At 57.6% G+C, this 24138-nt stretch carries 21 protein-coding genes; 7 read left to right on the top strand and 14 right to left on the bottom strand.

The window, feature by feature from the left end:
* The first annotated feature begins 49 nt into the window (after nt 1–49).
* The gene (locus NKG96_RS17375; protein ID WP_254538396.1) at nt 50–1711 is read left to right on the top strand and encodes an AMP-binding protein; all 1662 of its coding nucleotides are present in this window, start codon (nt 50–52) and stop codon (nt 1709–1711) included.
* 101 nt (nt 1712–1812) lie between these two features.
* Here NKG96_RS17375 and NKG96_RS17370 read toward each other — a convergent pair whose 3' ends face one another.
* The 9 genes from NKG96_RS17370 to NKG96_RS17330 all read right to left on the bottom strand — a co-directional run bounded on the left by NKG96_RS17370 (nt 1813) and on the right by NKG96_RS17330 (nt 11253).
* Nucleotides 1813–2586, bottom strand: coding sequence for an enoyl-CoA hydratase/isomerase family protein (locus NKG96_RS17370; RefSeq protein WP_254538395.1), 774 nt, complete (start codon nt 2584–2586; stop codon nt 1813–1815).
* Between the two features lie 138 nt (nt 2587–2724).
* Nucleotides 2725–3423 carry an ABC transporter ATP-binding protein gene (locus NKG96_RS17365; RefSeq protein WP_254538393.1) on the bottom strand — a complete coding sequence of 233 codons (699 nt, stop codon included), beginning with the start codon at nt 3421–3423 and terminating at the stop codon, nt 2725–2727.
* Between the two features lies 1 nt (nt 3424).
* Nucleotides 3425–4165 (bottom strand): ABC transporter ATP-binding protein, encoded by a 741-nt coding sequence (locus NKG96_RS17360; RefSeq protein ID WP_254538392.1) that lies wholly within the window; start codon nt 4163–4165, stop codon nt 3425–3427.
* 86 nt (nt 4166–4251) lie between these two features.
* On the bottom strand, nt 4252–5229 hold the full coding sequence (locus tag NKG96_RS17355) for a branched-chain amino acid ABC transporter permease (RefSeq protein ID WP_254538391.1): 978 nt from the start codon (nt 5227–5229) through the stop codon (nt 4252–4254).
* A gap of 31 nt (nt 5230–5260) precedes the next feature.
* On the bottom strand, nt 5261–6193 hold the full coding sequence (locus tag NKG96_RS17350; RefSeq protein WP_254538390.1) for a branched-chain amino acid ABC transporter permease: 933 nt from the start codon (nt 6191–6193) through the stop codon (nt 5261–5263).
* A gap of 19 nt (nt 6194–6212) precedes the next feature.
* The gene (locus tag NKG96_RS17345) at nt 6213–7343 is read right to left on the bottom strand and encodes an ABC transporter substrate-binding protein (protein ID WP_254538389.1); all 1131 of its coding nucleotides are present in this window, start codon (nt 7341–7343) and stop codon (nt 6213–6215) included.
* Nucleotides 7344–7602: 259 nt separating this feature from the next.
* Nucleotides 7603–9246 (bottom strand): acetate--CoA ligase, encoded by a 1644-nt coding sequence (locus NKG96_RS17340; protein ID WP_254538388.1) that lies wholly within the window; start codon nt 9244–9246, stop codon nt 7603–7605.
* A gap of 127 nt (nt 9247–9373) precedes the next feature.
* A complete protein-coding gene (locus NKG96_RS17335; RefSeq protein WP_254538387.1) occupies nt 9374–10399 on the bottom strand; it encodes an alcohol dehydrogenase catalytic domain-containing protein in 1026 nt (341 codons plus the stop codon).
* Between the two features lie 59 nt (nt 10400–10458).
* Entirely contained in the window at nt 10459–11253 is a 795-nt protein-coding gene (locus tag NKG96_RS17330; RefSeq protein ID WP_254538386.1) for an SDR family NAD(P)-dependent oxidoreductase, read from the bottom strand.
* 130 nt (nt 11254–11383) lie between these two features.
* Between NKG96_RS17330 and NKG96_RS17325 the strand changes: the two genes are divergently transcribed.
* Complete coding sequence (locus NKG96_RS17325; protein WP_254538385.1) at nt 11384–12142, top strand: enoyl-CoA hydratase/isomerase family protein; 759 nt, start codon at nt 11384–11386, stop codon at nt 12140–12142.
* Nucleotides 12143–12181: 39 nt separating this feature from the next.
* A complete protein-coding gene (locus tag NKG96_RS17320) occupies nt 12182–12667 on the top strand; it encodes a MaoC/PaaZ C-terminal domain-containing protein (protein WP_368409329.1) in 486 nt (161 codons plus the stop codon).
* A gap of 48 nt (nt 12668–12715) precedes the next feature.
* Here the strand turns inward: NKG96_RS17320 and NKG96_RS17315 are convergent, their stop codons facing one another.
* Nucleotides 12716–14410: an AMP-binding protein gene (locus NKG96_RS17315; RefSeq protein ID WP_254538383.1), complete on the bottom strand. Its 1695-nt coding sequence runs from the start codon at nt 14408–14410 to the stop codon at nt 12716–12718.
* A 65-nt stretch (nt 14411–14475) separates the two neighbouring features.
* Complete coding sequence (locus NKG96_RS17310) at nt 14476–15273, bottom strand: enoyl-CoA hydratase-related protein (protein ID WP_254538382.1); 798 nt, start codon at nt 15271–15273, stop codon at nt 14476–14478.
* A 598-nt stretch (nt 15274–15871) separates the two neighbouring features.
* Between NKG96_RS17310 and NKG96_RS17305 the strand changes: the two genes are divergently transcribed.
* The gene (locus tag NKG96_RS17305; RefSeq protein WP_254538381.1) at nt 15872–16633 is read left to right on the top strand and encodes an IclR family transcriptional regulator; all 762 of its coding nucleotides are present in this window, start codon (nt 15872–15874) and stop codon (nt 16631–16633) included.
* A 931-nt stretch (nt 16634–17564) separates the two neighbouring features.
* Here NKG96_RS17305 and NKG96_RS17300 read toward each other — a convergent pair.
* Entirely contained in the window at nt 17565–19304 is a 1740-nt protein-coding gene (locus NKG96_RS17300) for an acyl-CoA carboxylase subunit beta (protein ID WP_254538380.1), read from the bottom strand.
* A 630-nt stretch (nt 19305–19934) separates the two neighbouring features.
* Here NKG96_RS17300 and NKG96_RS17295 point away from each other — a divergent pair.
* From NKG96_RS17295 to NKG96_RS17285, 3 genes are all read left to right on the top strand, one after another.
* Nucleotides 19935–20948, top strand: a complete 1014-nt coding sequence (locus NKG96_RS17295) for a TIGR04024 family LLM class F420-dependent oxidoreductase (RefSeq protein ID WP_254538379.1) — start codon at nt 19935–19937, stop codon at nt 20946–20948.
* A 116-nt stretch (nt 20949–21064) separates the two neighbouring features.
* Nucleotides 21065–21805, top strand: a complete 741-nt coding sequence (locus tag NKG96_RS17290) for a 3-hydroxyacyl-CoA dehydrogenase family protein (RefSeq protein WP_254538378.1) — start codon at nt 21065–21067, stop codon at nt 21803–21805.
* Between the two features lie 283 nt (nt 21806–22088).
* Nucleotides 22089–23051 (top strand): MBL fold metallo-hydrolase, encoded by a 963-nt coding sequence (locus NKG96_RS17285; RefSeq protein ID WP_254538377.1) that lies wholly within the window; start codon nt 22089–22091, stop codon nt 23049–23051.
* Nucleotides 23052–23316: 265 nt separating this feature from the next.
* On the opposite strand, the gene NKG96_RS17280 is transcribed toward NKG96_RS17285, so the two are convergent.
* Together NKG96_RS17280 and NKG96_RS17275 are read right to left on the bottom strand one after the other, a co-directional pair.
* Nucleotides 23317–23475 carry a hypothetical protein gene (locus NKG96_RS17280; protein WP_254538376.1) on the bottom strand — a complete coding sequence of 53 codons (159 nt, stop codon included), beginning with the start codon at nt 23473–23475 and terminating at the stop codon, nt 23317–23319.
* Between the two features lie 18 nt (nt 23476–23493).
* Entirely contained in the window at nt 23494–24138 is a 645-nt protein-coding gene (locus tag NKG96_RS17275; RefSeq protein WP_254538374.1) for a nucleotidyltransferase family protein, read from the bottom strand.

The raw sequence follows: 24138 nt of genomic DNA, 5'->3' as shown, positions 1-24138 counted from the left end.
TCCCCACCCCGTCAATTGATAACAATCGCTCAGATAAACCCAAGTACCGATGGTGACTACAGCGCCTAATCAGTATCCAGCGGCTATCGAGCCTGAACCGAGATCCCCTTTAGGAGAGCAACCACTCCATCAGTATCTCTCCCAGTGGGCCAACGAGACACCGGAAAATTCCGTCATCAATTACTACGGTAACGAGATAAGCTATCGCGAGCTGGATGACGCCGTAGACCGATTCGCACAGTTCCTCACGAGTCGAGGATACGGACGAGGAGATACACTCCTTCTCTTCCTTCAGAATTCTCCACAGTACTACATCGGGTACTACGCAGCGCACAGACTCGGCCTCCGAGCGAGCCCCTGCAGTCCGATGGCCAAGGGGCACCGAGTGAGCTATCAATTGGACGATGGTGACGTCGATGTCGTCTTGGCGCAGGATACGTATTCGGACGTCGTCGAGAGTGTAAGAGGGGAGTCATCGCTGGAGGATGTCGTCTACACTCGGCTCGAGACGTACCTCCCCGACGACCCGACACCGGACCTCCACGATGACATGACCGACGCGATCGAGACCGACCGGCAACCGACAGGCGATAGCACGAGGTACCTGTCGTCGGTACTCGACGAGACTAACCGAATAGAGCAAACTCCTGAGACAGCGATGGACGACGTCGCGCTCCTTCAGTACACCTCGGGGACGACAGGGATGCCGAAAGGCTGCAAACACACGCACCGTACTATCTTGTACAAGGCCGCCAGCAACGCGACGGCGATGGGGTACAACGACGCCACCCGATTCCTCGAAGTGATGCCAATATTCCACGTTGCTGGGAAGTTGTTCGGCGTAGATACCCCCATGGTCAGTGGAGGAACGACGGTTCTACTCACCCGGTACTCGCCCGACGCTTTGCTCGAAGCCATCGACGCCCATCGACCGACGATGAGTTGGTTGACGACGCCGATGGTTCGAAGTGTTCTCGGTGAATCGGATGTCGAACAATACGCCCTCACATCCCTCGAGCGCACCCCGACGACAAGCTTCGGGCAGGCACTCACCGAGGAGTTGTGCCAGAAGTGGCACGAGGTCACGGAAGGAGAGATGTTCGAGGCCGCCTACGGACTCAGCGAGACCCACACGATGGACACGTTCACCCGCGGGCTAGGAGTCGTTGAGGAGGGGTTCGTCGGTCGACCGTCACACGGAGTCGACATCGTCGTTCGCGATTGGGACACCCACGACGAAGTGCCACTCGGTGAGACGGGCGAAATCAGCGTGAAGTCACCCTCTGTCATGAAAGGCTACTTGAACAAGCCCGAAGAGACGAGAGAGTCATTCTACGACGACTACGTCCTCACCGGCGACGTCGGGAGGATGACCGAAGAGGGGTTCCTATACTTCCTCGGTCGTCGTAAGAACATGATCAAGACCAGTGGCTACTCGGTTTCGCCGGCCGAAGTCGAGCAGATTCTCAAGGAACACGATGCCATCGACAACGCTGCGGTCGTCGGAAGAACACACGATGCCAAGGGTGAGGAGGTAGTCTCGTTCGTCACGTCACCCGACGAGACACTGAGCTCAGATGCCATCGTCGACTGGGCGAAGGACGCGATGGCGGCCTACAAGCGCCCGAGAGCAGTGTTCGTCGTCGAAGAGCTCCCGACCACGGATGTCGGGAAGCTTGACCGGCAGCGACTCGAGGAGATGGTCGATTGACCGTCGAATCCCCGAGAGCGAAGTGATTGCTCTGTGAACAGTTATTACGCTCGGAGCTACCATTCGGTACGATTTATATCTCGAACCGCCAACTCGCGGTATCAGCTATCGAAGAACTCCCCAAGCGCGTGTTGATACTCCTCTGTTTGCAGTAGTCGAAGCCCAGCATTGAGCTCGCGTTCGAGTGAGTCCTCGTACTCACCCTCTCGACCGTAATTGAGCAGATGCTTGGCCGCCACGAGGCCCGAAGGGGATTTCTCTAATAAACTCTCGATGATCTCCTCGCTTCGATTCTCCACCTCATCGTCCGGGACGGCCTCCGCGACCAGTCCTAGAGTGGCCGCCTCCTGTCCCGAGATGCGCTCGCCGGTGAGGACGAGTAGCTTAGCTCGTTGAAGCCCGACCGCTCGTGGCAGCAGATTCGTGACGCCGTTCGTAATCGATAGTCCGATCTCGGTCTCGGGAAACCCGAGTGTCGCCGATTCCGCAGCCACCGCGATGTCGGAGATGACCGCGAGCTCCAGTCCCGCACCGAGTGTGTTTCCCTCGACGGTCGAGACGACGATCATATCCGTCGAATCGACGAGACGGCTAAGGTCCTGCAGAGCTCGTTTCCCCCCCGCGTGCCGCTCGAAGTTCTCGTACGACATCCCCCCCATGTCGTCTTTGAGCTCGTTGAGGTCGAACCCCGACGAGAACGACTCCCCTCGTCCCATGATGTGGACCACGAGTACCTCTTCGTCGTCGTCGAGTCGCTCGAACGTGTCGCGAAGTTCGATTGCCAACTCACCGTTAATGGCGTTCAGTACCTTCGGTCGGTCCAGGGTTATCTGTGCTACCGGGGCGTCCGTGCTAACCGATATCGTGTTGGTCATTGCCGTATCCTCATCAAGCAGGTGATGGGAACGTGTTAATAAATCTACCGGGGGGTAACACCACGTTCCACGAACAATTCCGCAATTGAGAGGAGACAGGGGCGACTAGCCTTCGACGGCCCGGTTGTCCAACGGGCGCTAGACACCAGTCGAGACCTTCAAGTACCGATCGATAAGGTCCGAGTCCCGCTGGAGGTCGTCCGTTTCCGCGACTACCTTCCCTTTCGTCATCATATATATCCGGTCAGAGATCTCCGAGACGGCCTCAACGTTCTGTTCGACTAGCAGTATGGTGATGTCGTCACGAATCGTGTCGAGCGCCTCGATAACGTCTTCGACGATAAGCGGCGCCAGCCCCTCGGTCGGCTCGTCGATGAGAAGCATATCGAAGTCACCGAGTAGCCCACGAGCGATAGCGAGCATCTGCTGTTCACCACCACTCAGCTGACGGCCGAGGGCGTTGGACAAGTCGTCCAGTTTCGGGAAGTACTCGTATGCCGTCTCGGTCGCCACACTGTCGTTCCGGATCGCCAGCTCGAGGTTCTCCTCGACTGTGAGTGAGGGGAATATCTTCCGATCCTCCGGAACCCAGCCGATTCCTCGGCGCGAGATTCGATCCGGAGGTTCTCCGGTGATGTCGTTCCCGTCGAAGCTGATGGACCCCGAGGACGGAGGGGTGTGACCGAGGATACTGCGGAGCGTCGTCGTCTTACCGACGCCGTTGCGCCCCAGCAACGAGACGACCTCCCCCTCGTTGACGTGGAGCGACGTCCCGTGGAGGATGTGCGAGTCCCCGTAGTACGTGTCGATGTCGTCGACCTCTAGCAGGGAGCTCATGTTAGACGGTCCCCCCGAGATAGGCCGCCTGTACGTCTTCGTTCGCCGCAACTTCGTCAGGTTTCCCTTCCGTAATCACTGACCCATCTGCCAGCACAGTAATCTTGTCCGAGAGCTCCATGATGAGGTCGATATCGTGTTCGATGAGCATTATCGTGTAGTCCTCGTTCAGTGAACGTATCAGGTCGACAACTTCCCGAGTTTCTTCGGCAGACATTCCAGCAGCTGGCTCGTCGAGCAGGATTATCGAGGGATTCTGCGCAACGACTAAGGCGATCTCCAATAGCCGTTTCTCGCCGTGAGACATCGTGGAGGCGACCGTCTCCGGGCTCGCTGTGATACCGATTTCGTCGATGATTTCGTCGACCCGTCGGTCGAGACTCTCGATTCCGTCGACTTGCGACCAGAAGTTTCGGCCGTATCCCGCACTGTTCTGGAGCGAGATCCTGATGTTTCGTTTCACCGAGAGCCCCGGGAAGATATTTGTCACCTGAAACGAGCGTGCGATTCCCTTTTTTACGCGCGCCTCGGGCTTTTCGTGGGTGATTGGGTCCCCGTTGAACATTATTTCCCCCTCTGAGGGCTCCAGCAGACCAGTGATGAGGTTGAAGAAGGTCGTCTTCCCGGCCCCGTTCGGCCCGATAACAGACCTGAGCTCTCCCTCCTGAACTTCGATCGTAACGTCGTCTACCGCGACGAGGCCACCGAACCGCTTCGTGAGGTTCTTGGTAGTAAGTAGCATGTGCTATCAGTTTTCGCACCCGCATTTGTATCTTGTCGTCTGTCCGGCCGATTCGGTCGTCGAAGTATGATATGAGCGATACATCGTTACTCTCTGTCGTCGGAGGTGAGGAGTCCGACGATTCCCTCCGGGAAGAACAGCACTACGAGGACGAACGCGGCACCGACCATCAGTCGCCACTGGTCTGTTATCGGACTGAGGAACTCGTCGAGTAGAACGACGAACCCTGCCCCAACGACAGGTCCGAAGAGCGTCCCTGCGCCACCGAAGAGCGTCTGCAGGAGGACGTCACCGGACATCGTCCAGTTGAGGAACGTTGGCGAGGCAAAATACAGGAACAGACCGTACAGCACACCGGCGACTGCGGAGACGGACCCCGAGAGCGTTAGGGCAGCGAGCTTGTAATAGAACGTGTTGTACCCGAGCATCTCCGCCCGTTCCTCGTTTTCGCGAATCGCTCGGAAGACGTCTCCGACAGGCGATTTCAGCACCCGCTGGAGCACCAGATACGTGACTAATAGTATCACGACGGTCACGACGAAGAATTGGAATTGATCGCCGAGGTCTATCGGAAGGAGCGTTGTGGGCCGGTCGAAGATAGAGAGTCCCGACGCACCACCGAGAGAGTCACCGAGCCTGACTGTCAAGATGTACAGCAGCTGTGCCATCGCCAGCGTAATCATCGAGAAGTAAACCCCTGTCGTCTGCAGGGACACGATCCCAATCAACGAAGCCAGAACTGCACCGAGCACTATCGCAGCGGCGATGATGACCAACAGCGGCAGGCCGAACTCTGCCGTCAGGTACACTGCGGTGTACGTCCCGCCGCCGAAGAACGCGGCGTGGCCAAAAGACATCAACCCCGTGTACCCGAAGAGAAGGTCGTACGCCATCCCGAAGATACCCAGGATGAGGATCTGGTTGAGGATGGAAAGCTGGTGTGGAGCGAGGAGCGGTCCGATTGCAACGAGTGCGACCGCGACAGCTAACGGGAACACCGTGATGACTTCCGATGGGAGGCGGTCTAGGAGGGCGACCTTCGCCTCGCTGATCTGTGCCTTCATCGCTCCAGTGGTTGAGGTTCTATCACTCATATTACTCGGTGAACACCCCCTCGACGCCGAATAGCCCCTGCGGGCGGTACAGAATAATAGCTATCATGAGCAGGAACGGTAGTGCTTCAGAGAGCGACGGCACGTAGATCCGTCCGAACGACTGAGCGAGCCCGATTAGTAGGCCGCTCGCGATTACGCCCTTGAAACTCCCGAGTCCACCGACGACGACGACGATGAACGTGATGATGATAATCTGATGACCCATCCCCGGGAACAGTCCGAACAACGGTGCAATCAGTACCCCCGCGATAGCGGCGTATGCGGCCCCCAGTGCGAAGATGAACGTATAGGTACGTGAGACGTTGTACCCCATCGACTGGACCATCTCGGTGTCGAAGATTGCGGCTCGAATTATCAACCCATACTTGCTCCTCTGGAGGAAGACCCATAGGAGCCCGACGAGGATGACACCGGAGACGATCAGGAAGAGCCTGTACAGGCCAAACGAGTAGCTACCAACGGTGAACGTCCCTGACAGATAGTTAGGGATAGGGAAGGGCTTACTGTCGGAGCCAAGGACGAACTTGATACCCTCTATCATCACGATAGCGACCCCGAACGTCGCTGGAAGTTGGTAGATGGGATCCCGATCGTAGAGTGGCCGAATGACACCGATTTCGAGTACACTTCCGATGGCGATTCCTCCGATTATGGCCGCGACGATCGCGACGGGAAAGCTCCCAGTGATTCCAAAGAGGACGAACCCGGAGTACGCACCAATCGCGTACAGTTCTCCGTGTGCGAAGTTGATCACTCCCATCAGTCCGAAGACCAGCGACAACCCGGCAGCGGTCATGACGAGAATCATACCGTACGAGAGCCCACTGTACACTCCCTGGATTACCGCACCCAGTCCAGACTGCAGAGGTGCGAGCATGACGGCGGTGCCAATACACAGGCAGTCGGGTATCATAGCGAGTCGTCGTGGTACATCATTCTCCGAGGTCGCACTCTAGTCGCGAGGTCTGTTCCTCACAGCTCAACAGTATCTGGTCGGAGGCCACGGTACCCTGGACGTTCCAGGAGACTGCACCCTCGCTACTGACTTGGTCGACCTGCGCGATGTACACCGGGTACTCTCCCTGGTGATCGCAGGCGCGGATGGTGTAATCGCCAGTGATGACGCTACCGCTCCAGCCCTCGAAGGCTGAAACCAGTGCGTCCGCCTCGAGACTGTCAGCTCCGTCCATCCCTTTGAATCCGGCGTCCAGGTGGCGGTACGCATTTCCGGCAGCAAGACTCGGGTTGCGTCCGAACTCACTGTTGAACGCCTCGACGAACTGATTGTTAGCTCCCGTGTCGATCTGATACGTGTACTCCGTCGGGGTATACACGGGAACCGTGTTGAAGATGTCTCCAGAGGCTCCGCTCACGGTCTGTTCGTAGAGGACGTGGTGGAACTGTGGGTATTCGAGTCCTTGTTGGTTTGCTTGTGTCATGAACGACACGGCGCCCGAGCCGGCGAACCCGACCTGAATCCAGTCCGGGTCGGCACTCTGAATCCGCGAGATTGCCGTCGAGAAGTCCGAGGCACCGAGTTCGACGTACATACTGTCGACGACGCTTCCGCCGTTGTCCTCGATAACCGTCTGCCAGTCCTGTTTAATCTCCTTCCCCCAGCTGTAGTCGGGGTTCAATTGGAACACGTTCGAACCGAATTCCTCGACTCCAGTCGGACCTCCGGCCTTTGCTTTCGCGAGGGTCGAGGTCGGTCCCCGGAACGCGTATGGGTTGCATGCCTGCTCGACGAGCAACCGTGCCCCCGTAGAGCAGGTGATGAGCGGTGTTTGGTTTCGACCGGCTACGTTCATCGCCGCACGCGCCTCCGGCGTGCTGAGGAAACAGCCCATTATGTCGATGCCCTCACTTTCCACCAACTCCCGTGCCTCCTGGATTGCCTTCTGGGCATCCCCTTCAGTGTCTCTCGTCGAAAGTTGGATCTCCTGCCCCTGAAGCCCGCCTTGTTCGTTCCAGTTGTTTACGAGCATCTTGGTGGCGGCGACGATGTCATCGCCAAACGCAGAGTACGGACCGGACTGGAAGGTCACGAGCCCGAACTTCACGGCGCCGTTACCGCCACCACCACTGCCGCCACTATCGTTACCGCCACCACCACCACCGCCTCCTCCAGTTCCGTTTCCATCACTACCGTTGTCACCGTCGTCGCCTCCCGTACAACCTGCGAGCCCGGCTGCGATTCCCGTACCAGCAGTCGCCAGTAAGGACCTCCGGGTAGTGCTACCTTTTGACATCCTGTATCAGGTCGAACGCATCGGAGGATAAATATGTTACTGTTCGACTTATGGTTGTTATCCGTGAATTCTACTCGCCGCCCCGTAGTTTCCGGCGTTGGACTTTCCCGGTAGTCGTGGTCGGGAACTCCTCGACGAATTCGATCTCTCGAGGGTACTCGTACTTCGCTAGTCGATTCTTCACGAACGACGAGATGTCTTCCCGGAGTTCATCAGAGGGGACCTCACCGTCCAGAAGTTTGACGAATGCTTTGATCACTTCCCCGCGCACCTCGTCGTCGACGCCGACGACTGCCACGTCCCCGACAGCAGGATGCTCGATGAGAGTGTCTTCGACCTCCGCGGGGCCGACCCGGTAACCCGCCGTGATGATGACGTCGTCCTTCCGTGATTTGTACCAGAAATATCCGTCTTCGTCCTTTACGGCCATATCCCCGGTTAGCATCCAATCATCGATGAACGTGGACGCTGTCTTGTCGGGTTTTTTCCAATAACGCTTGAACATGACGGGAGCGGGCTTTCTCAGCGCTACTTCCCCCATCGTCCCGACATCAGCGACGTTGCCGTCCTCGTCGAGTATCGCGACAGTGCTCCCCGGTACTGGCTTTCCCATGCTTCCCGGTTTGATATCGAACCACGTTGGCGAGTTCGCGATGAGCATGTTCGCCTCAGTCTGACCGAATAGATCGACGAGCGTCGCATCGAGCGTCCCCTCGACCCAACGAACGAGCTCGGCACTACACGGTTCACCGCCGACACTTATTACCTGGAGACTGGATGTGTCGTACTCCTCTACAGCGTCACCGAGCCCCATCATCATCTTGAGCGCTGTGGGAGGAATGAAGGCGTTCGTCACTCCGAACTTCTCGATGGTTTCGAACCCCCAGTGTGGGTCGAACCCGTCGTCTTTGAGCCGACTCACGTAGGGCTTCCCGTAGTGCCACGCACTGTAGAGATGGGCGACCAGGCTTCCAACCCACGCCCAGTCACCAGGAGACCAGTACATCTGGTCCGGTCCGATTTGAAGGTTGTTCCACATCTCGAACCCCGGTAAGTAACCGGCGACGTACCGATGGCCGTGAAGTACGCCTTTCGGATCTCCGGTCGTACCGCTCGTGTAGACGAGTAGAGCATCGTCGTCCTTGCTCGTGTCCACGGTGTCGAATGATCGATCGTAGTCCTCGAGACGTTCACGGAGCGAGACGTCGCTCCTGTCGTCCTGCTCGACAGACGCTAAGACGTCCAAGTCGGGGAGCGTATCGAGGAGTGGAGTGATTTTATCGAGACCGTTCGCATCGCCGACGAACATCCTCGATCCGCTATCTCGGAGCCGGTACTCGAGTGCATCGGGACCGAACAACTTCGAGAGTGGAACGACGACCCCGCCGAGCTTGTAGACGGCCAGATGTGTGACGACAGTCTCCGGAAGGTTCGGGAGATTGACCGCGACCCGGTCTCCTCGTTCGATTCCGTAATCAGTCAGGAGGTTCGCCGCCTGGTTCGATAAGACGTCTAGATCGTAGAACGTGTACTTTTGAACGCTCCCGTCCAGATCCTCGAAGATCAATGCGAGTGTTCCACGTCGATCGTCGTGGCTGGAGACGAGATCGGTCGCGATGTTGTATTGATCCGGGATGTCCCATTCGAACTGCTGTCGAGCCTCCTCCCAAGAGTCGTACTGTGCTATCTTCGGTACGTGATCATAGTGAGCCATACCCATGCACTACAGTGAGGCGAGTTAAAATTTCCCCAGGCGAAACAGTCGGGGCGTTTGTCCGGTGTATCGATTCCAGATGTCTGTTTGGGCTACAGTTTCGGACGCAGTGTACAGCCGAGGACGATCACAGTTTGACGATGATCTTCCCGAACACCCCCCTGTTCTCCAACCGTTCGTGAGCGTCGGCGAGGTCAGAGAGAGGGATTTGACTATCGACAACGGGGGTCAGTTCATCGGAGAACACTCGTTCCATTACCTGCTGGAATTCGTATGGGGTATCACCTGTCGAGCCGACGACTTCGAGTTGCTTCCAGAAAATGTGTTGCAGCATTGCCTCGTCAGCATCCCCAGTGGTCGCCCCGAACGTCACCAGCCGGCTCCCTCGGGCGAGGCTCTTCGCGGCCTGCTTGTACACGTCACCACCGACAGATTCCACAGCGAGATCGACTCCCCGCCCATCGGTCAGTTCCTTGACCTCGGCATCAATGTCCCCAGCGGTGTAGTCGATAGTGTGGTCGGCACCGAGGTCACGGAGACGAGTGGCCTTCTCGTCGGTGGACGTACAGGCAAGCACCCTCGCCCCCGCATTGGCCGCGATCTGGACTGCTGCGTGGCCCACACATCCGCTGGCGCCGACGACGAGAACGTCATCGTCGAGTGTGAGATTTCCCCGCGTCATGAGCGCGCGCCACGCTGTTCCGAAACTTGAGGGGGCTGCAGCGGCGGCCGTGAACGAAACTGAGTCCGGGAGCGATAGGATGTTGGTAGCTGGAACGGTGACGTATTCTGCATGTCCCCCATCTCGACTTTCCCCGATTGCGCCGTAATCGACGCACATGCTCGGGTCCCCCTTCGTGCAGAACTCACACTCGCGGCAGGCGATAATCGGATAGACCACGACCCGCTCACCTTCACGGACACTCGAGACGTTGGCACCCGTCTCGGCAACCTCACCAGCGATGTCCAGTCCCGGAATGATTGGGGGGATTCCATCTGTGACCCCCCGTCTCACCCATATATCGGTGTGGTTCACTGCACAGGCGGCTACTTTCACCAGTACGTCTCCCGGTCCCACCTCGGGACGAGGCACACCGTCTCGGATTTCGATTACATCTGGTCCTCCACTGTCCGTGATGACTGCTGCTTTCATTGGATTTGTTGACTTACTTATTGGTCATACTTACTGTTCGCTCGGCTACTGTCCGCCCTTCACTTCGCGGAAAACCCAGCATCGACGGGGAGTGTGACTCCTGTGACGTACTTCGAAGCCTCGCTCGATAGCCACAGGACGGCCTCACTGATGTCGCGCTCGGTCAGCGGGTTGTCCTCTTCGTCGAAAAGGTTGAACGAGCCTGCTATGCCCGTGAAGTCCGGGGGTGTGTCCTGCGCCTGTGCATCGGCGAGCCCCTGTCGCATCATCTGCGTGTTGACCGAACCTGGGCACACAGCGTTGACGTTGATACCATGACTCGCATACTCGATGGCCATCGTCTTCGTGAGGCCGACGATACCATGCTTGCTGGCGGAATAATGGACCGATCCTGGAAAGCCGACCAAGCCCGCGACGGACGAGATGTTGACGATAGCCCCGCCCGAGCTCTGCTCAGCCATCCGGTTTGCGACTTCTGCAGCACAAAGCCACGCCCCCTTGAGGTTGACATCTAGAGTTCTGTCCCAGGTGGACTCGTCAACCTCGAATGGATCCGCTACCTCCCAGACACCTGCGTTGTTGACCAAGATATCGATTTGACCGAACCGGTCTTCGATCCGGTCCACAGCTCGGCGGACCGCCTCGAGTTGGCTTACGTCCACTTCCAAAGCGAGTGATTCTTGTCCCTCCGCTTCGACAAGTTCGGCCGTCTCAGCTAGCCCGCCGTCGGTGCGAAGATCACCCACAGCGACGTCAGCTCCGCTTTTCGCGAACTCGACTGCGTGCGAGCGTCCCTGACCACGTGCTGCACCAGTGACGAACGCTACCTTCCCCTCGAAATCGTACGTTGGCATTCGTTAGCCCGTCTTGCCAAGTGTGACCATACCACTTAATGCTTCTCCACAAATCTCAGCGTACCCTCTGGGGAAGTTGGTCCGAGATCCGCCTAAAGGTTTAACTATCGTGTTACGAGATACCACATGTATGCCAGTCGAGCTTGAGGCGGTAGAGATGTCGAGAGAAGACAGTATCGCGTGGCTCACTATCGACCGTGTCGAGAAACACAACGCACTCAGCCTCCAAGTCATCGAGGACCTCATCACGGCTGTCGAGGCCGTCCACGAGGACGACCATTCTCGAGTCATCGTCGTTCGTGGTGACGGAAAGAAGGCGTTCTCAGCCGGAGCTGATATCAGTGAATTCGCCGAACGGGATGCGTCTGAGCAACTCCACTACAACCGGCGACTCGGAGATCTGTGCGAACTGCTCGACACTGGTCCAGTTCCGACAATCGCCGGGGTAAACGGTGTCGCGTTTGGCGGCGGAGCGGAACTCCTCCTCTCGTGTGATATCAGGGTCGCATCGACGAACGGATCGTTCAGCGAGGCAGAAATCAACGTCGGCGTCGTTCCGATGGCCAAACGACTCATCGACCTCGTCGGATACGGAGTGGCGGCGGAACTCTGTCTAACTGGGAGGACGGTCGACGCTGACGAAGCAGCTGACCTCAAGATATTCAACCGGGTAGTCGAGCCTGGTGACCTTGACGAAGCGATCAGAGAGATGGCGGATAGCATTATCGAGAAGACATCTCCGTCTGTCGAACTGACGAAGGAAACGTTAGTGGCTGCTCGTGACAACCCGACTCGAGAGGCCAACGTTCACCAGCTCGTGAATTTCCACCAGGCATTCGAAACAGACGAGGCGCAAGACCGCATCCAAGCGTTTCTCAACCGAAAATAGCCCGTCTATCGCTCGATTCACGACTAGAACGAGTGGCCCATGCGAACATTTATCAAGACGCTCAATTACTGTGGTGGCTGTATGGAGTCAAAATACTTCGACGAACTGGATATTGGTGAGACGTTTACTACGAATGCTCGGACGATAACCGAAGCGGACCAACTCAACTACGCCGGGTTGAGCGGTAATTTCGACCCGATACACCTCGACAAGGGGAAGATGGAGGCGACAGAGTTCGGCGGTCGGCTCGTGTACGGCTATCTCGTCCTCAACGTCATGGAAGGGCAAAAAGTGCAGACTGGCCTCATCGAGGATTCCGTTATCGCGTTTTACGGGATAGACAAGGCCCGTTTCACCAATCCGGTGATGATCGGTGATACGGTCCACACCGAACTCACCGTCCTCGACCTCGACGAAAAGGACGAGAGCAGTGGTGTTGTGGTCCTCGAAGAAAAAGGCGTCAATCAGGACGGAGAAGACGTCGTCGTGGCCGAAACCAGAACCCTGATCAAGAAACGCGACTGACCAGCAGCGTAGCAGATCTCCGCGTGCCTCAGTCCACCCGACAGCGGCTCATTCGCCGAGCTGGTCGTTGAAATCCTGTTGGAGCTTGTACTTCTCCATCTTGTTCGTCTTCGTCGTTGGGATGTCGTCGACAAATTGGATATATTTCGGTCTCATGAATTCAGGCATCTCTCCACTCAGGAACGCCCTGAGATCTGACTCGGTGAGTCGCTCGCCATCTACCACCTCGACCGAGATAGCGACTTCGTCTTCGCCGCCTTCATGAGCTGGAACGGGATAGGCCGCAGTCTTCTCGACCTTGCTGTTCTTGTTGGTGATCTCCTGTACCTGCAACGAGGAGATGTTCTCGCCGCGCCTCCGGATGATGTCACCTCGTCGGTCAAGGTAACAGTAGTTCCCCTCCGAGTCCACGTAGGCTGTGTCTCCTGTGTGGAACCAGAGATTCGAGAACGCTTCTACAGTTCGTTCCGGTTTTCCGTAGTATTCTTTGAGCGTAATCTCGGCTACCTTCGGCCGAATAACGAGTTCCCCAGCCGCCTCCGCCGGTACTGGCTCGTCGTGGTCGTCGACGATTGCGACGTCCACGATGGGGTCGATGGGCTCACCCATGTACCGTTCGGCAGGAGCTTCGTCCAACACCGGAACGCCGACATCACGGACTGAATCGACGATTTCGTTGGGAGTCATTCCTCTGCGGACATCTTCGGGCGTCGCGTCTCGACCCTGCGCGGCGTGGATGGCACCCGCAATTGGAAGTCCCGACTCCGTTTGCCCAAAGCCGACGGTGACGAAATCGAACCCGAACCTCTCCGCAACAGTACGGTAATCATCCGGCAAGGGCTGCATGTGAACTTTGTTGAGGGTGTTCGGCGTGTCTCGTCCTCCGTGTTTCGAGAGCCAGGTGGCCATGACGGAGACCAGCGTGACGGTCGTGGCTTCGTATCGATCGATTCGGTCCCAGAAGTCGTTAGGACTGAACCGATCCCAGAGTACTGTCGAGGCTCCAGATACCCACCCGGTATGCAGGTCGAAATAGACGCCCCCGACGTGGTACATCGGTAACGAGGTGTGGACGACGTCGTCGTCACTGAGCAACTGCTGTCGGAAGAGCGTGTAGTTCTCAAAGATCCAGCGGTAGGGTAGCACGACGCCTTTGGGCATTCCCGTAGTTCCAGAGGTGTATACAATACTGGCTTCGTCGTGCCACGAAACATCGACCCCCGGTTCACTCCGATCACCGGATTGAAGCTTGTCGAAGGTTGGCCCCGATAGGTTGGACGGGAGTGTCGCACTCTCTGTCCCCGTATCAATCACCACGACGGTAGGAGCGTCCTCGAGACTGTCGACAACCTCGTTCAGGCGACCGACGTACTGGTCCTCGACAATCAGTACCTCCGGACCGGTGTCGTTTAGCTGGTAGGAGAGTGCTTCACCCTTGTACTCGAAGTTTATCGGGGAGTAGACCATCCCTGCTTTGTTGATTCCAACCATCGCGAGAACGCTGCTCAAGGGGTTCCGAGCCATCACAGAGACCTTCTGTTGCTTCTCGATTCCCATCTCGATAAGCGAGTTCGCGATGGCGTTCGCGACGTCGTTCAACTCGGAAAATGAGTACGCTCGGTCCTCTGGTCCGTACGTCACCGCAGTCCGATCTCCGATTTTCTCTGCACGGTTTCGCAGCAGATCGGTCACAGTGAGCTCGCGCAGCGGTTCCTCATCGTAGTCTGCGGTCCAATTTGTCATGGCAAAGACTGACTCACACACCACTAAAAGCGTTTGCGTTACTTCAGGTGACGATGGGAGGTCACCTATTCTGGAGTCCGACCGCTCGGGAAGTCAGGTCGACGCTTCTCGAGGAATGCTTCTACTGCTTCCTCGTGGTCCGGGTGTTGTTGCCCAGTGGCCTCGAGAGCGAGACCCTCGGTTAGCGCGATGTTGCAACCGAGCTCTAGCCAATTGTTGAGTGTCTTCTTGGTGTACCGGATAGCCGTTTGCGGCCCCGTAGCCAGCTTTTCGATCATCTCCTCCGTCCGGCTGTCGAGTTCGTCTGGAGGCACAGCGTAGTTTACGAGGCCTAAGCGTTCGGCTTCCTCGGCCGAGATCAAGTCTCCCGTCATCAACAACTCTTTGGCTTTGTTCATACTCGTGAGCAGGGGCCAAATCACGGCTCCGCCGTCTCCAGCGACGAGTGCTACCTTAATGTGGGGGTCACCAATCCGTGCCTCGTTACTCATCAGACTGATATCGCAGAAGAGTGCGAGCGTGGCTCCGAGACCAGTCGCGTCTCCGTTGATCTTCGTGACTATCGGCTTTTCGAGATTGACGATTCCCTGAATGATTTCCTCGGCTTCACGGATAGTCTTCTGGAAGTTCTCGGGGTTCTCGAGGTTGTCTTTCATCCAATTGATGTCCCCGCCTGCCGAGAACGCCTCACCTTTGCCAGTGAGGACCACAACGCGTGCTTCTGTATCGTATACGTCACGAAACACCTGAGCCAACTCTTCGTGGAGCAGGTCGTTCACTGCGTTGAGATCGTCCGGTCGATCGAACGTGACTGTCAGCACATCCTCTTCTTTCTGCAGCCCCACATGGTCATATGTGCCCATGGCGCATGCTCCGATGGACGGTTGATTCTTAAATCTTACCGTGGAGTGTTCTCCGAGTCAGTTAGTGCGAAAGAGTGGGTCCTTCTGCCCATCCTCGTCAGGTGCTCTACAGAGTTCGAACCATCTGAGATCGTGGCGTACTGAGAGAATGGGGAAGGGGGATACCGATGGTTATCACCCAAAAATCACCCTCGTCCAGTGCACCTCCAAAAGGAAGACGCCCCGCGGACGATATCCCTTCCTGTTCGCCACAGTCTACTGTCTCAAACTCAGTGCGGGTCCCTTCATTCGGTATCAGATTGGGGGGTAGGTGCCAACCACAGCTACAACTACTAGCCGTCTGCAAGTAGGCGATTGCGCACACAATGTGATGTGTGGGCTATGACCAACAAAAATCGTTCCAGACATGATACATATCCCATTTCAGATGAAGTAATTATGTTGAAAGACACCAATATTCTAGTTTGGTATGGTAGGGTATTCACAAACCCAGGTTGTCATCAAACGTTCACTCTCCGAAGCGCCATTTCGGCGCTAGGAAATTGTTGGGCATAACCCAATAGGACTTTGGTAGTTGAACTCACAGTGCACGATGGACATGGGACAGAACCACCGGATCAAAACTACGGAAACGGTGTTCGAAATCATCGAGACGCTCGTCCGATTAGAAGTGGCGAATCTCTCGGAGGTTGCGGCTGCGGTCGAGAAGCCCCGAAGTACCGTCTTCGACCACTTAGCCACACTCCGCGAACTCGGCTACGTCGTCAAAGACCAATCGAACTATCGACCAAGCCTTCAGTTCCTCGAACTCGGTGGCTGTATCAGGTTCGATCGGGACATCTACCATGTGGCGCGGCCCGAATTGAGAAAGCTCACCGAAGAGACAGGAGAACCAGCGACGCTGGGAGTCGAGGAGAATGACTACGCCGTGTTCCTCTACTCGGTAGAGGGAGAGTACACGACCCGCTCGACAGAGTTCGACGGATCCCACACGTGGTTGCATGCGAACGCACTTGGCAAGGTTCTGCTAGCGTTTCAACCGGAATCGCGTGTCGAACGGTTGGTCAACCAGTATGGCCTCTCTGCGAGTACTGAGAACACAATCACGGACCCGTCTGAGCTGTATTCTGAGTTGGAGTCAGTGCGTGAGAACGGCTACGCAACCGATATTGAGGAGGGAAAGCTGGGATTGAACGGCGTCGCGATGCCAGTATTCTGCTCAGATAAGGAGCCAGTCGCCGCGGTTAGCGTCTACACGGGGACTAGTCTCACTGATATCGATGACTTCGTTGACAGAGTCATCGAGCCTTTACAACGGACCACCAGTGTAATCGAAGTAAATCACTCATTCGAAACGTAGCCCACACAATCGGTTTGAATTCGATACGAAATAGGAGAGAGTGTAGAAACACTATGGACCACAATCACGTTTACAGCTATAGATCTGTAATAACACTCACCAACATCGGTTGGGATAGGTCGGTACCAGGGTTGTATTTGAGTGCCTGCCCGAGGGGACAGTAATGCTATGACATCGATATGCCTGTAACGCACCCACAACAAGAGGTAGTCAAATAGAATGATAGTGCCAGCAGAAATCTTCTAGTCCGTCGTCGTCCGTAACCAGATCCTCCGAGAATCATCACAGCACCAGACGCAGAGAGGAAGCCTATTCGAGTCTGGTAATCGTTTGGACGTTGCCCAAAGTTTTTCTCACGGTCACTTGTCCACGGTAGTGTCGCTTGGCCAAGCCGTGCAGGATGCCGGCCGATAAAATCTCTGAACGAAGTTCTCGGAGTTCAGGAAGGAACTCCGCAAGCCGATGGCAACCTCGAGGTGGTCGAGCGACCCACAAGTTTTGCGGCTCGTGACCTACCTAATCGGGACGCATGAACTCGGGGAACCTCCCGTCGAGATACTGTCTGAGTGACAACTGAGAGAACTCGACATCGTTCACTGGCTCGACGGCAGCACCGATTTGATCTTCTCCCCCTTCGGCTGCATGTACGGGAAAGACAGCAGCTTGCGCCACGGGCTCGTACGCGTTGACTGCCCTCGAACGAGACTGCTCGGTCGTCCGGCCCCTACGTGACCTGCGTCGAGGAGTCGAAGCCTCCGCGTTCGGGGCTCCAAGATGCTGCTCATCGTTTGCTGCCGCAGCAGGTCGTCATCGAACTCGGTCGTCACGCTCGAGACATCGACCTCATCAGAGGACCTATTTTACGAATGATTATGGCGCTCACATGAATTTCCGGCCACATAGACAGCCTGGATTCGGTCGACTGGGTGGGTCAGATAGGGTTTATTCCGTGTTTCTTCGGTGGCCAGGATTCTTCGTACTCGGTCCGGGACTGATCGAGCGAATCCACGATCCAGTCTCGGGTTTCGGTGGGATCGATAGCCGCATCGACGCCGAAATCCTCGACTGCCCTCACCGCACCGGTTCGATTGATGAACTTCTGGACGAGTTCCTCTCGTCGCCGTTCGGGGTTGTCGGCGTCCCGGATTTCGCGTCGATAGACGATATCCACGGCACCTTCGATCCCCATGGCGGAAATTTCAGCGGTCGGCCAGACGATAGTCAGTTCGCTATCGGTCGACCGACCGCCCGCCATGAGGACGTATCCGAACCCGTACCCTCGTCGAAGGACGACGCTCACTTTCGGGACTGTCGACCGGTTGATCTCGAACATCACCTTTCCGGAGTGCCGAGCGATTCCCTCCCGCTCCGAGTCGGGTCCCGGCAGTACGCCCGGAACGTCCATCAAGAACACGAGGGGAAGTCCGAAGGCGTCACACAGGCTGATGAAATGAGACGACTTGTCGCAGGCAGCCACGTCGAACGTCCCCGCCTTGATTCGTGGATTGTTCGCGACGATTCCGACGGAATTGCCTTCGAACCGCGCGAACCCAGTGACGATGTTGCGTGCGTAACGAGGTTTGAGTTCGAAGAACGACTCGCGGTCGATCAACCCTTCGATAGCGGTGTAGATATCGTACCCTCGCTTTGGATTGTTCGGAATGATGCTCGATAACTGCTCTGCCGCGTTGGGGGTCGGCGGTTCAAAGTGACTGTCGGTGGGGGGCATCTCGTCTGCGTTCTGCGGGAGATAGGAGAGGAACGTCTTGATACTGTCGAGGCAGGCTTCGTCGTCCGCGTAAGCGGCGTCTGCCATCCCGGTCATCCCTGTCTGGAACTCTGCACCACCGATTTCGGCTTTATCCAGTTCGACGCCGAGTGCTGCTTTTACGAGTGATGGTCCCGCCACGCCCATCGTCGATTGTCCCTCGACCATCGGGACGAAATCGCACGTCGCGGCGTAGTTCGTCGGGGCGGCGAACCCAGGCCCCATCATCGCAGATACCTGTGGTGCCCATCCGGAGAGTCGGGTCTGAAACACGAAATCCCCGCCGTGAGCGTACGGTCTGGCATCGAGTCCCTCCTGAATGCGGTGGCCGCCCCCGTCGTGGAGCAGAACCAGCGGGAAACCCCGTCGGAGGGCCAACTTCCCGATGCGGCGGACCTTCTGAAAACCGGTGTGTCCGATCGACCCCCCTTTAACGGTGAAGTCGGTCGCCCCCACTGCCACGGGCCGCCCGTCGATCTCTCCGATTCCGGTCACGATTCCGTCCGAAGGCGCGTCCGATCGGTCCCAATCGACTGTTTCCGGCGTCGCAGGGGCTGGAGCCGCGAGCCGGCCAAATTCTCTAAAAATTCCCGCATCACAGAGATACGCAATCCGCTCTCGGGCAGTGAGTTTCCCTGTAGAGTGCTGCTGCTCTACGGCTTCCGGGCGCCTTTCGTCAGAGACCGTCTCTTTGGCCTCTTGAAGGTGTTCACGAAGCTCTTCAGTCGTGTAATCCCGTCTGTCGTTGGGTTCGTCCTTCATAATCGGCTCCAACTGAGAGCGCAAACCGTATGCCTCTATCCCCACTGTCTCGATCGTCCAGACGAGGTCTATCCTGTAAGCCTCGTTCGGAGCCACTGACTCGGGTATCTCATCCGAGAGGGGAATCACCGAAGAGCTCACTTACGATGACTCCGATCGTTTTCGATCGTGTCCGTAGTGGTTCCGTCAAACGATGGCGGGGTCTCATTCGTTGATATCGAGCAAGGTCCTCGTATCTGATCGCACTATCTCGCACTCGTAGATTCTGTTTTCCCTCGTCGCGGTGGAGAGCTGGACGGAGTCAGTTCCGCGACAATCAACCGACGACTCAACACTATCGAGCGGTTCGAGTGGACCGACAGGAGTTCGTGACGCGCATGTTTGAAACCAGCGGACCGAAACTCGACAGGAGTACCACAGACGGCCGCGGCGACCTCACTGAACACCTGTCCCCCTTTGCCGATAATGTCGCGTGCCTCGAGAGCCAAGTCGAATAATCCTCGCCATGCTCAGCAATTGAACTCACCGACCCAGAGTTCGTCCACGAGGTGATGTACGAATGTACGACCTCCGACCTAATCTCGCAAGACGAGGAGGTGGAGATACTGGGAATTCTCGCGCGCGCGAACCGTTCCGAATAAGTCCTACCGAGCACCGCAGTTGCGCGGACAGTTTCGGCAGTGCGAAGTCAGCTTCCGGGCTGTTCGGATATCGTCCGTCCCTCACTGTCGGGAAGGAGATTGAAGTACCCACGAAACTCACGTGCGTTCGATGGTATCAGACTTCCAAATCGACCTGACATTATCCACCGACCGATACGAATCGCTGGACGAGGTCGCACGATTCACTCAGGAGGCCGAGGAACTCGGGTTCGAGTACGTCGGATTCGGCGAGACGACGGGATGGGACAGTGTCTCCCTGTTGACCATCCTCGCAGAACGCACCGATAGTATCGGCGTGTCCGACGACGTCATCGGGCCGTTCTCCCGTTCACCTTGTCAGATTGCTCAGGCCGCCGCATCGGTTCAGTCGCTCGCGGGGGGGCGACTGCGTCTCGGTTTGGGGACGAGTTCACCGGCACTCGTCGAGGGTTGGCACGGGCTCGAATTCGACCGACCGCTGCGCCGTCTCCGCGAGGCCATCGAGATTATCAAGCAGGCCACGGCTGGCGAGGAGGTCACGTACGACGGTGAAATATTCACCCCCGAAGGGTTCTCGCTCGAAATGCCGACGCCGGTGGATGTTCCCATCGACGTCGCTGCACTCGGTCCGAAAGGGGTCGAGCTCACCGGTCGCTTCGCCGATGGCTGGGTCCCACAACTTTTCACACCGGATGGCCTCGACCAGCGTCTCGACGACCTTCGGCGTGGTGCCGAACTCGCCAATCGGGACCCCGAGGAGTTCCGGACATCGGTCCTCGTCCGCTCCTGTGCACTCGAGGACGGCGAGCGAGCCCGCCAGCTGGGCCGCCAACACGTCGCGTTCATGATATCTCTCTACGGTCCGTTCTACCGCCAATCAATCGCCAAACAGGGCTATGAGGACATGGTAGAAACCGTCCGCGACCATTGGATGGATGGCGACCGCGAAAAGGCGGTCGCCGCCGTTGAGGACGAGGTACTCGACGGACTGGTCGCCTGTGGCACGCCGGACGAGGTCAACGATATTATCGATAGATTCGCCAGCGTAAAGGGCTGTGACGCGGTTCGAGTCGGCTGGGTCGGCCCGGCCGACGACGAGGAGATTACCTCGACGATGGAGGCCGTGGCTCCCGTCAACCGCTGATTCGGGGATGAAAGGTCCATCGAACCGCGACGTGGGTTCTCGATGGAGACAGCGCGATCCCGATGCAGCCGAACCATGGAAAGAACTATCATGCAACATGCGGAAGATTTCGTGTTATGGTAGACGTCGAACACGTTTCCGTCATCGGTGGCGGCGTCATGGGGAGTGGTATCGGGCAAGCATTTCTTCAAAACGGCTACGATGTGTCGATACGGGACATCGAGCAAGAAATCCTCCAAGAGACCGAGGAGCGCATCGTCGACGGGAACTACGGGCTGAACCGCGCCGTCGAGAGTGACCACCTCTCCGAAGAGGAGAAACAGGCTGCCCTCGATAGGCTCACGCTCACCACCGACCTCGGGGAGGCTGTCGCCGATGCCGACTTTGTCTTGGAGGCCGTCTCCGAGGACCTCGAACTCAAGGGCCGCGTCTTCCGTGAAATCGACAGCGTTACCGGGGACACCCCCCTATACTCGAATACCAGTGGCTTTTCAGCCACCTCGCTCTCGAACGCTCTCGAGGACCCATCGCGGTTTGCCGTGGCCCATTTCTTCAATCCGGCACAGATCATGACACTCGTCGAAATCGTCCCCACCGGTCAGACCGACGACGAGGTTGTCGACACTATCGTCGAGGTTAGCGAAAGGATGGGAAAAACCGCCATTGTCCTCGAGGATGCCCCGGGTGATTACGGGTTCGTCGCCAATCGGTGCTACGCAGCCATGCGTCGCGAGGCCGAACGTATTGTCGAAGAAGGCGTCGCGACCGAGAAGCAGGTCGATACCGCTCTCGAAGAGGGGTATAACCTTCCTGTGGGTCCGTTTTCTCTCCGTGGTATCGGTGAGGAGTGGGACTGAGTGGTCCTCGCGATTCGTTGGTCCAGCTAGCTGGTTTCGCCGGGAGGCCCCTCTGCAGGTGGTCGGTGGTATCGACATGGACAGGGTCCAAACTGAGTACTAGCAACTGCTCTCGAGAGGACGACGCCTCCGTCGCGGTTCGCAGACTCGGAGAGACTACCCATTCGCACCGTAGCCTCCACTGGTGACAGAGACGATTTCGACCGTAATTGACATAGCGACGCTTTCCAGTTCGATGTAGAAACGGTGTGAGCCTTTTTGTAGTGGAGTGAGAACCATGGATATGGAAGATGTACACCGATTCGAGATTCCGACACCGTTCGACGTGGGGAGGGTGAACTGTTACGCCTTCGTTGGAGATAGGTTGACGCTACTAGACCCCGGACCGGCGACTGGAGAAGCGTATGACGCGCTCTCTGCTGGGTTGGAATCCTTGGGATTCGCGGTAACTGACGTCGACCAAATCCTCGTTACCCATCCCCACATGGATCACTTCGGGCTGGCTGCTCGAATCGTCAGGGAATCTGATGCTCACGTCCACGCACATCGAGACGCGGTTAAGCCACTCAGTGACCCATTAGGTCACTTCCGCTGTGAACAAGTGTTCTTTCGGCCGTTTCTACGTCGTATGGGGGCACCGGCGGAAATCGTCGAGTCGGCCGTTTCGCTTCCGGAGGCGTACACGGACTACCAAGACCCGCTTGCAGTCGATTACGAACTGACGGATGGCGAGAGCGTTGAAGCCGAGGTCGAATTGACGGCGGTTCACACGCCTGGCCATTCGCCGGGATCGATATGTTTCGTCGCAGCGGCGAACGCCGTCGCGTTCACCGGTGATCATGTGCTCCCACATATTACTCCGAACCCACTGCTTACAATCGCGCCGGATACCGAGAGCGAGCGGACGCGGAGTCTTCCGACCTACCTCGACTCGCTCCACAAAATCACCGATGTCAATGTCGATATCGGTTGGGGTGGTCATGGAAAGTCCATGCCAAACCTGAGCGAGCGTGTTCGAGCGACTATTGACCACCACCTCAGCCGGAAGGAACGGATCGCAGATATAGTCGGGAAAACGGGTCCGACTACGGCATACCAGGTCATGCAAGTGATGTTTCCCGACCTGCCTGCTACCGAGGTATTCCCAGGCATGTCCGAGGTAATCGGCCATCTCGATCTCCTTGAGGACGAGGACCGCGTTGACATCACAGAGAGGGAAGGGTACCGCCAGTATACATTGCGCTGACACTGGGAACCGGGCTGTCGGGGTAGATAGCAGAAGCTATCGGCGAAGTATAGTAGCGTTCGATACGGCACATACTCTCGCAAGAGACTCTTGACTGACACCAGGTGGCCCCAGTTCATCTCAAACTAGTCCTTAGAAATGTTCTCCTCTAGCCTCAGACCGGATTGTGTTAAGATATAGCGATATACGATAGATAGACATCGCTACTGTATTTAGCGGGACTTCTGACCTCCAACCCGTAGATGAAACCATTTCGGTAAGAGCTCTATTTCACCTTGGTGTAGGAGAGTACAACAAAGTAAATTCTGGCGGGGTTCGCCGTCGGTGAGTCGAATTTCGTCGGATCACCGAGAGCGATGGCTACCCACACGGCGTCGAGCCCTCTCACCACTGGCAGGGAGAGGTACGGGTCGTGTCGCCGCATCCGCCGAACGTCCCGCAGTTATTCGAGGGCGTCGAGGTCGGACGGGGCGTCCACGTCGCGGACGACGCCCGGGTCGTCCGTCGCGACGAGGGCACCCCCCGCCGAAGCCAGCAGCACGCCCCGACCACCGACGTCCCCGTCGACGGCCGCGAGGGCATCGAAGTGCCGGGCGTCGAAGAGGACCGGGTTCCCCCGCCTCCCTTCGTACGCGGCGGCGAGGGCGGTCCCGACGCCGCGTTCGTACGCGTCGACGAGCAGTCCGACGGTGGCCGGCCGAACCGTCGGCATGTCGCCGAGGGCGACCACGACGGCGTCGGCACCGTGGTCGCGGACGGCCTCGACGCCGGTGCGGACCGACATGCTCTGCCCTCGCTCGTACTCCTCGTTGGCACACACGTCGGAGACGACGCCGTCGACGGCGTCCCGGACGGCGGACGACTGGTGGCCGACGACCGCGACGACGCCGTCGAGGGGCGCTGCGGCGAGCGATTCGGCCGCTCGCCGCACCAGCGGTTCCCCGTCGAACCGTTCGAGCAGTTTGTTCCGGTCGCCGTACCGACTGCTCGTCCCGGCGGCGAGGAGGACGCCCCAGACCGACGCGCCCTCCTCCGGCGCGGCGTCGGGGAACTCGGCCGGCCGCACGAGCGGGATGGGTTCGTCCAT

This window comes from Halomarina litorea (assembly GCF_024227715.1).
In the GTDB taxonomy this organism is placed as follows: domain Archaea; phylum Halobacteriota; class Halobacteria; order Halobacteriales; family Haloarculaceae; genus Halomarina; species Halomarina litorea.
Note: the sequence above shows the minus strand (reverse complement) of the source record. Positions and strands in the feature narration are given on the sequence as shown.

Excerpts from the sequence above, each read along its gene's own strand:
- NKG96_RS17375 (WP_254538396.1), top strand. The coding sequence starts at position 50 with ATGGTGACTACAGCGCCTAATCAGTATCCAGCGGCTATCGAGCCTGAA.
- NKG96_RS17370 (WP_254538395.1), bottom strand. The coding sequence starts at position 2,586 with ATGACCAACACGATATCGGTTAGCACGGACGCCCCGGTAGCACAGATA.
- NKG96_RS17365 (WP_254538393.1), bottom strand. The coding sequence starts at position 3,423 with ATGAGCTCCCTGCTAGAGGTCGACGACATCGACACGTACTACGGGGAC.
- NKG96_RS17360 (WP_254538392.1), bottom strand. The coding sequence starts at position 4,165 with ATGCTACTTACTACCAAGAACCTCACGAAGCGGTTCGGTGGCCTCGTC.
- NKG96_RS17355 (WP_254538391.1), bottom strand. The coding sequence starts at position 5,229 with ATGAAGGCACAGATCAGCGAGGCGAAGGTCGCCCTCCTAGACCGCCTC.
- NKG96_RS17350 (WP_254538390.1), bottom strand. The coding sequence starts at position 6,193 with ATGATACCCGACTGCCTGTGTATTGGCACCGCCGTCATGCTCGCACCT.
- NKG96_RS17340 (WP_254538388.1), bottom strand. The coding sequence starts at position 9,246 with ATGGCTCACTATGATCACGTACCGAAGATAGCACAGTACGACTCTTGG.
- NKG96_RS17335 (WP_254538387.1), bottom strand. The coding sequence starts at position 10,399 with ATGAAAGCAGCAGTCATCACGGACAGTGGAGGACCAGATGTAATCGAA.
- NKG96_RS17330 (WP_254538386.1), bottom strand. The coding sequence starts at position 11,253 with ATGCCAACGTACGATTTCGAGGGGAAGGTAGCGTTCGTCACTGGTGCA.
- NKG96_RS17325 (WP_254538385.1), top strand. The coding sequence starts at position 11,384 with ATGCCAGTCGAGCTTGAGGCGGTAGAGATGTCGAGAGAAGACAGTATC.
- NKG96_RS17320 (WP_368409329.1), top strand. The coding sequence starts at position 12,182 with ATGCGAACATTTATCAAGACGCTCAATTACTGTGGTGGCTGTATGGAG.
- NKG96_RS17315 (WP_254538383.1), bottom strand. The coding sequence starts at position 14,410 with ATGACAAATTGGACCGCAGACTACGATGAGGAACCGCTGCGCGAGCTC.
- NKG96_RS17310 (WP_254538382.1), bottom strand. The coding sequence starts at position 15,273 with ATGGGCACATATGACCATGTGGGGCTGCAGAAAGAAGAGGATGTGCTG.
- NKG96_RS17305 (WP_254538381.1), top strand. The coding sequence starts at position 15,872 with ATGGGACAGAACCACCGGATCAAAACTACGGAAACGGTGTTCGAAATC.
- NKG96_RS17295 (WP_254538379.1), top strand. The coding sequence starts at position 19,935 with ATGGTATCAGACTTCCAAATCGACCTGACATTATCCACCGACCGATAC.
- NKG96_RS17290 (WP_254538378.1), top strand. The coding sequence starts at position 21,065 with ATGGTAGACGTCGAACACGTTTCCGTCATCGGTGGCGGCGTCATGGGG.
- NKG96_RS17285 (WP_254538377.1), top strand. The coding sequence starts at position 22,089 with ATGGAAGATGTACACCGATTCGAGATTCCGACACCGTTCGACGTGGGG.
- NKG96_RS17280 (WP_254538376.1), bottom strand. The coding sequence starts at position 23,475 with ATGCGGCGACACGACCCGTACCTCTCCCTGCCAGTGGTGAGAGGGCTC.
- NKG96_RS17275 (WP_254538374.1), bottom strand. The coding sequence starts at position 24,138 with ATGGACGAACCCATCCCGCTCGTGCGGCCGGCCGAGTTCCCCGACGCC.